The sequence below is a fragment of the uncultured Methanobrevibacter sp. genome (genome assembly GCF_937906425.1).
GTDB lineage: Archaea > Methanobacteriota > Methanobacteria > Methanobacteriales > Methanobacteriaceae > Methanobrevibacter.
On the sequence record NZ_CALCYR010000066.1, the window covers coordinates 1 to 7,591 of the forward strand.

4 protein-coding genes are annotated in these 7,591 nt (G+C 29.1%); all 4 read left to right on the forward strand.

Translation table 11 applies throughout. The annotated features are described in order from the left end of the window. The first annotated feature begins 156 nt into the window (after window positions 1-156). The 4 genes from Q0138_RS01845 (at window position 157) to Q0138_RS01860 (ending at window position 7,488) form a co-directional block, all read left to right on the forward strand. On the forward strand, window positions 157-453 hold the full coding sequence (locus Q0138_RS01845) for a DUF3194 domain-containing protein (RefSeq protein ID WP_297980110.1): 297 nt from the start codon (window positions 157-159) through the stop codon (window positions 451-453). 100 nt (window positions 454-553) lie between these two features. Next, window positions 554-1,753 carry an NAD(P)/FAD-dependent oxidoreductase gene (locus Q0138_RS01850; protein ID WP_297980114.1) on the forward strand — a complete coding sequence of 400 codons (1,200 nt, stop codon included), beginning with the start codon at window positions 554-556 and terminating at the stop codon, window positions 1,751-1,753. Between the two features lie 737 nt (window positions 1,754-2,490). Continuing rightward, on the forward strand, window positions 2,491-3,186 hold the full coding sequence (locus Q0138_RS01855) for a HisA/HisF family protein (protein WP_297980116.1): 696 nt from the start codon (window positions 2,491-2,493) through the stop codon (window positions 3,184-3,186). Window positions 3,187-4,230: 1,044 nt separating this feature from the next. Beyond that, window positions 4,231-7,488: an Ig-like domain-containing protein gene (locus tag Q0138_RS01860; RefSeq protein WP_297980119.1), complete on the forward strand. Its 3,258-nt coding sequence runs from the start codon at window positions 4,231-4,233 to the stop codon at window positions 7,486-7,488. Window positions 7,489-7,591: the final 103 nt, after the last annotated feature.

The following is a 7,591-nucleotide window of genomic DNA, read 5'->3' on the forward strand; positions in this document are numbered from 1 at the left end:
GTAAAATTTTAATTATTTTTAAAGTTAAAATATTTTATATTTTCTAAAATTTTAATAATCTTTAAACTTAAATAATATTTTAAACTTAAATAATATTTTATGTAAATAATATTATAGTAATAATTTTTTTAATTCAATTTTATTTTAGGTGTTTCAATGGAATCAAAACTTAAGAAATTAAACCAAGAAGATATTGACATGATTTCAGACTTTTTTGCAGAAACTGTTGAAAGGAAAATTTTTGCTTCTGTAAAGTCTTCAAAAGAAATTCTCACAATGGATGTAAATATTGATGTGTCCTATAATGATGAAACTGAAGAACTTGATGTAGATGTAGATGTTGACATTGATGCAGATGAATTATCAAGTTTATCAGATGAAATAATCGATGAAGTAATCGAAGACTCTTACCTCGAACTTGATGAATACATTAACGAAAATTTCAGAGAATAGCTTCAAATATTTTTGATAATTTTTCCTTTCAATATTTTGAAGTTTTTTTTGTTTTTTTCTATTTTTTTTCTTATTTTTTCTATTTTTCCCAGATGATAATATGATTGAAACGGATATTGTAGTTGTTGGTGCAGGTCCTGCAGGTTCCACTGCAGCTAAGCATGCTGCCTTAGGTGGGGCAAGAGTTATCCTAATAGATAAAAAGTCAGAGATAGGAACTCCTAAAAGATGTGCTGAAGGAGTTTATGACCACGGATTCAAATGGCTTGGAATTGAAATCGACCCAATGTGGGTTTGTCAAAGAATCAATGGAGGAACATTGATTGCTCCTGATAAGACAAGAATTACCCTTGATGAAACAGTTTTGCCTGAAAAGGGTTATATCATTGAACGTAAGGTCTTTGACAAGTATATGGCTATGGATGCTGGAAGGGCAGGCAGTAAAATAATGATTAAAACATTGGTTAAGTCAATTGAAAGACAATCTGATGATGATGGTGATTTTTTCATTGTAATCTGTGAACATATGGGGGAAATATTTGAAATCAAGGCAAGAATAGTTATTGCTGCTGATGGTCCTGAATCACATATTGCAAGGTGCATTGGAATAAATTCATCTACTAAGCCCTTTGACATGATGTCCGGTGTTCAATATGAGATGGTTGGAGTTGAATGCGAGAGAATGGATCTTTTGGAATTGCACCTGGGAGCATTTGCACAGGGAGGATACGCTTGGATTTTCCCTAAGGGTGAGGACAGTGCAAATGTTGGAATAGGAATCAATGCATCTAATGAATATTTGGCAATTGATATTTTAAATGAATTTGTTGATACTTATCCTCCACTTAAAAATGCCAAGGCTGTTGGATTGAATGTTGGGGGAATTCCTGTAGGCGGGATGATTGAAAGGATTTATGATGATAATTTCCTTGCTTGCGGTGATGCGGCAGGTCAGGTTGACCCAATTACCGGTGGCGGAATTGTTTTGGGAATGCTTGGCGGTATGTGTGCAGGTACAGTTGCAGCCAAGGCAATTAATGAAGGGGATTATTCTGCTAAAGCTTTAAAGGAATATGAAGAAATGTATAAGGAAAAATCAAGAGGCTTCATTCCTAAATTGAGTGTGGTTCGTGAAGTTTATGAATCTTTGGATGATGATGATATAAATAAGGTTTTTGAAGCTTTTGTAGATTTGGATTATTCTGAAATGGATGCCAAGGACGTTTTAAAAGTATTTTTAAAATTGCCTAAACGTCTTGCATTGAAATTTAGAAAGTTGTTTAAAATTATTTATAAATAGTTGTTTTTTAATTATTCTTTTTAATCATAATTCTTATTTTTAATTTAATTCTTTTTTTCTTTTTTCTTTTTATCATTAATTCTTATTTTTAATTTATCATTCCTTTTTTAAAATTATTGCATTTTAAAAATTTTTTGTCTTTTTTTTATCATTAATTTTTTTTAAATTTTTATTCTGATTTGTCATTATTTCTTTTTTTAATTATTTTTTTAACATTTCATTACAATTTTTAATTTAATTAAATTATATTCATTATTTTGATTTTTGATTAAAATTTGTATAATTCAATTAAAATTTATATTTTTTCAAGTAAACTTTATATACTATAAAGTATAAATTATGTTTAAGGGTTCATATTTAACTTTTAATCAAGCTAGTATATTAAACACAAAGAAAAGAGATTTTTCTCTTTTCTTTCTCCATATCTTAAAAAATCTTTTTTTAACTATTATTATTAGGAATTTCCCTTTTTCCTTTTAATTTTAATTTTAATTTTAATTAATTTTGAAAATTTTTTTTATTTTTTCTAAAACTTTTTATTTTATTTTATTTTTATAAACTTGATTTATTTTTTCTAAAACATTTTATTTTATTTTTTATAAAATTTTTATTTAATTTTCATAATTTATTTTGGTAAATATTTATTTGATGAAAAATATAATAGAAAAATAATTGAAATTTATTAATTATTATTTTTATGAATTATTAAAATTAGAAAATTATTTTTGGTGAATTTTATGTTAGAAATAATTCCTGTTATTGATTTAATGAATTCTGTAGCTGTTTCTGGCAAGTCTGGCAATAGGGAAACTTACACTCCACTTCAAACCATTTATGCTTCTTCATCAGATCCTGTGGAAATAGCAAGTTCCTTAAAAAGGTCCAATGCAAAGGAAATGTATATAGCTGATTTGGATTTAATTGAAAGGAATGGGAATCATAACATCTATAAAATCAAGGAAGTAAATACAATCTTGCCTGTAATATTGGATGTAGGTGTTGACAATTTGGAAACCTTTGAATTCATGCTCGATTTTGCATATAAAATCATAGTGGCTACTGAAACACTTGATTCCATTGAGGAATTGGAAAAGATCTTTGAAAAATATCCGAAGGAAAGAATTATTGTAAGTGTTGATGTTAAAAACAATGAATTGCTTTGCAAGAACATGGATATGGATTTGGAAGGATTTAAGGATGTCTTAAGAAGAATAGATCCTAATGAAATCATCCTGCTTGACATTTCATCTGTTGGAACAGAAGCAGGCTATAATAAGCAATTGCTTGAAAGCTTTGCAGAATTCAAGGACAAGATAATTTTAGGTGGGGGAATCACCAAGGATGAATTGGATGCAATTTCAGATTTGGGAATCAAGAAGGCCTTGGTTGGAACTGCATTGCATAAGGGTGAGATAAGTTTAAATCCATTTTAAATAATTAATTTTCATTTGTTTTTTCTAAATGGAATTAATGTTATATTTTATAGAATGAATTAATGTTAAATTTAAATATAAAGTTATATAAATCTATAAATAATTGTAAAAAATTTATTTTAAATATTTTTAAAAAATATTATTTGATTAAAATTTAATGTGATAAAATGGCAAATGGTTTTATAATTATATTTTCACACATTCTCCCTTTAATACTTGGATTTTTCAGTATTTTATTAATTATTAATGGAATAATGGATAAGCAAAGAGTTATAACTGCTTTAGGCATATTGCTGTTTTTAGCTGCTTCCTTAGGTCCATTTTTAGTTTTACAATTCTTGGTTTAGATTAATTCTTATTAAGTTTTAAACTTTTTAACTAATTTCTATTCTTTTACTATTTTTATTCTTTAACTATTTTTATTCTTTTACTATTTTTATTCTTTTACTATTTTTCACTATTTTTAACTATTTTTTAAATTTTTTTTACTCATTTTTTTACTATTTTTTTAATTTTTTCTATTCTTTTACTATTTTAACTTTTATATAATTTTAGTTTTTATTTTCTATTTTTGCTCATTTTTCAAATATTTTCCAATTTAAATCTAAATTTTTATAAAGTTTTCAATAATTTTGACCATTTTTAGAAAATTATATAAGTTTACATATCATATTTAATATTAGTATTTTATTAAAATTTTATTTAGTTAATTTATAATTATTTTAGTTTTTTAATCTTTAAATTTGATTTAACTAATAAATATGAATTTTAAATAGTTTATGATTATTTAAAATTATTTAATTTTTTTTAAAATATTTTTTTAAGGATATGAATTATAATTCTTATCTCTTTGATTTTATAATAATTATTATGTAGTTTTTTATTTTCTTTTTTTTAAAGAAGAAAAGAATTTATTCTTATTTTGGAGGGATATTTATTAAAAACACTAAAAAAACTTTATTATTACTTTGTATTATTCTTTTATCCTTTTTATTCATTGGATCTTTAAGTGCAGCAGATAATCAAGCCGCGGATGGTCTTGCATTGGATAATGCAATGCTTAATGAAAATTCTATTTCCAAGGATGCAAAGATTGATGATTTGGCAATTGATGAAATTGAATCTAATGATTTATCTCATAATCCTATAAATTCTGATGTTCAATATTCTGATTCTGTTAAGTCTAATTCTCAATTGTACGATTCTGTAAAGTCTAATTCCCAATTGTCTACTTCTAATATCCAATCCTTGTCTGATTTAAATGATTTGATTGATTCTTCCTCAAATAAGATTAGCCTGTCCTCTGACTACAAATACATAAGCTGGGATTCAAAGTCAGGAATTCTAATTGACAAGGATCTTGAAATCAATGGAAATGGTTTTACAATTGATGGTGCAAACTCTGCAAGAATATTTAACATTACAGAGTCAAGCACATTGATTTTAAGAAACCTGAATATTATAAATGCAAATTCAGACTATTGCGGTGGAGCAATATACTCATTAGGTTCATTGATTGCTAATGATGTAAATTTCACTAACAACAATGTCTTGGATGGGGATTATGTTCATTATTATGGGGAATATGGTTCCTATGATGGTGGAGCAATCTATTCCAATGGCAGTTCAAGTTTCATAAACTGTAATTTCATCAAGAACATGGCTGAAAGCGGTGGTGCGGTCTATTTAAATGGAGCTTCAAGCTTTTTAAACTGCAGTTTCATCAACAACACTGCAAGCGGCGGTCTTGATTATGACTTGAGCTGTTATGGTGAGAATTATTATGTGGGAGCAGAAGGTGCAGCAATCTACACTTCCGCGGATGTTTCAATAAGGGATTCAAACTTCACAGATAACTATGCTAACCTTAAAGAGGCAAAGGGTCCCGGAATCATTTACCTGAATGCCCATAATGAAATAGATAACTGTAATTTCAACTTAAACAATGCAGATGCAGTTATCTATTGGCATGGAAATGGAAGCATATCCAATTCAAGCTTTATGGACAACTCTGGATATGACTGTGGAGGAGCAATATTCTTGGCTGGAAACGCAAGTATTGCAGACTGTGATTTCATCAGCAACTATGGTGCAAACTATGGGGGTGCAATATATTCTGTCGGCTGCTATGACTATAATCAGAATACCGGCGAATCTGCATATTATGATAGTGAAATAAGCATTGACCATTGTAATTTCATTTACAACTATGCCTATTTTGATGGGGGAGCAATCTATATAATTGCAAATACAAGTGTTAAAAACTCCTATTTCGGTGAAAACTGGGTTGATGTTGAAGGATTCAAGGAAGTGAATGAATATTACTATTACTTTGACTTGACAAACGCTGGAAATGGAGGAGCAATCTATATGGAAAATGGTACTCTTTCCAATTGTACTTTCATTGAAAACAATGCTGCCTTAAATGGAGGTGCAGTCTATGCAAACGGAACTGCAATGATTGCAGATTCAAGATTCTCACTCAACACTGCAATTTTAAATGGAGACAATATCTACAACAATGAAAACATCAGCCTTTCAGCAAACCGGATTGATGCAGATTATGCAACAATATACAATGACAATTATTGGTCAACATCTTTGATTGAGTCTCCGGTAAGTCTCGTTTTGCTTGAAAATAAAACATATTATTACAATTCATTGGAAAACTTTAAAATCTATGCAAGGCTTATGGATGATAATGGAAATCTGATTGAGGATTCCAATGTCTATCTTAATTTCAATGATATGATTGTTTTAATGAGCTTCAATAATGAAAGCTCATTATATGAATACACATTAAACAGCTTTTCAGGAGATGAGCTTTTATTGTCTGGGGAATATGATGGTAGCAGCCAATTGACTGTAAAGACATCCATCATTAAGTTGGGAGTTGTTTCTACTGCTTTAAATTACACTCTTGATTTTGACGGTTCAGACATTATATTTGCCATTGATTTGACTGCATCAGATGATTCCAAATTAAATGAGACTGTTGAGCTTGCAGTCAATTGTGATGATTCAGGATACCTCTTGAATGAAAGCATTCTGCTTAAGGATGGTCAGGGAAGCGTAAGGCTTTCAGACATTCTTCCGGGAGACTATAATTTCAGTTTGATCTTTGCAGGCAATGAGAATTATGATCCTTCAAGCTTATATGGCAAGTTTTCAATTTCAAAAATCGATGCTGCTTTGGCTATTGAAGTCAATGAGATCTCTTCAGATTCTGCAAGAGTTAAAATCAACTTGGATAAATGCAATGGGCTGGTTGATGTCTTCGTCAGTGGTATGGATGCCCAATCCATTGAATTGATTGAGGGGGAGGCTCAAATCAATTTAAGCTCTTTGGCAAGTGGAAATTACACAGTAATTGCTATTTTCAATGGAACTTCATTATACGATCCTGTCTGGAATTTCACATCATTTGAAATCATTAGAAAGGATCCTGTCAAAACCCTATTGGAGATTTCTGTAAGTGATTTCATCTATGGTGAGGATGCTGCAGTAAACTTCAGCTTAACTGACCAGTATTCAAATCCATTGAATGAAAGCATATTTGTTCAAGTTTCAGGACAAACTTACAATCTGACATTAAAGGATGGTAAGGCAAGACTTTCTTTAAAGAATTTATCTGCAGACACTTATGCTGTTTTTGCAATATTTAGGGCTAATGATGATTATCTCTCTTCATTTGACTTTAAAACATTTAAGGTTTCCAGATTGGCAACATTCATTGAATACAGTGATATGGAAACCATTACAGTGGATTCAGTTACAGACGGTCGTGTAGGTGAGTATTTCAATATTACATTAAAGGATTCAAATGACAAGCTTTTGGCAAATAAGACAGTTTACTTCGGATTTAATGGAAAGGTTTACAACAAGACAACAGATTCAAATGGTTTTGCATGTTTGCAAATCAATCTTCCAAGGGAAGACCTTTTTACCTTTGCATTATGTTTCCTAGGGGATGAAAATTACAGTGCATCCTTCTTTGTGGCTAAAATCAATGTTGTTAAACAAGTACCTAATTTGACAACAGCCAAAAAGACATATAAGGCAAGTGCAAAGACCAAGACATTGACTGCAACATTAAAATCCCTTAATGGAAATCCTATTAAAAACAGGATAATTACATTTACAGTCAATGGAAAGTCATACACTGCTAAAACCAATTCAAATGGAATTGCAAGTGTTAAGGTTAGTTTGTCTACTAAAAAGACTTATAGTTTTACTGTAAAATACGCAGGAGACAAGTATTATGCTCCTGTTTCTAGTTCAGCTAAATTAGTTATTAATTAATTTACTTTATTTATTTTTTTAATTTTTTTGTCTTTTTTTAAATTTTATTAATTTTTTTCTTTAATTTTTTTAATTTTTCTTAATTTTTTTATCTTTTTCTTTA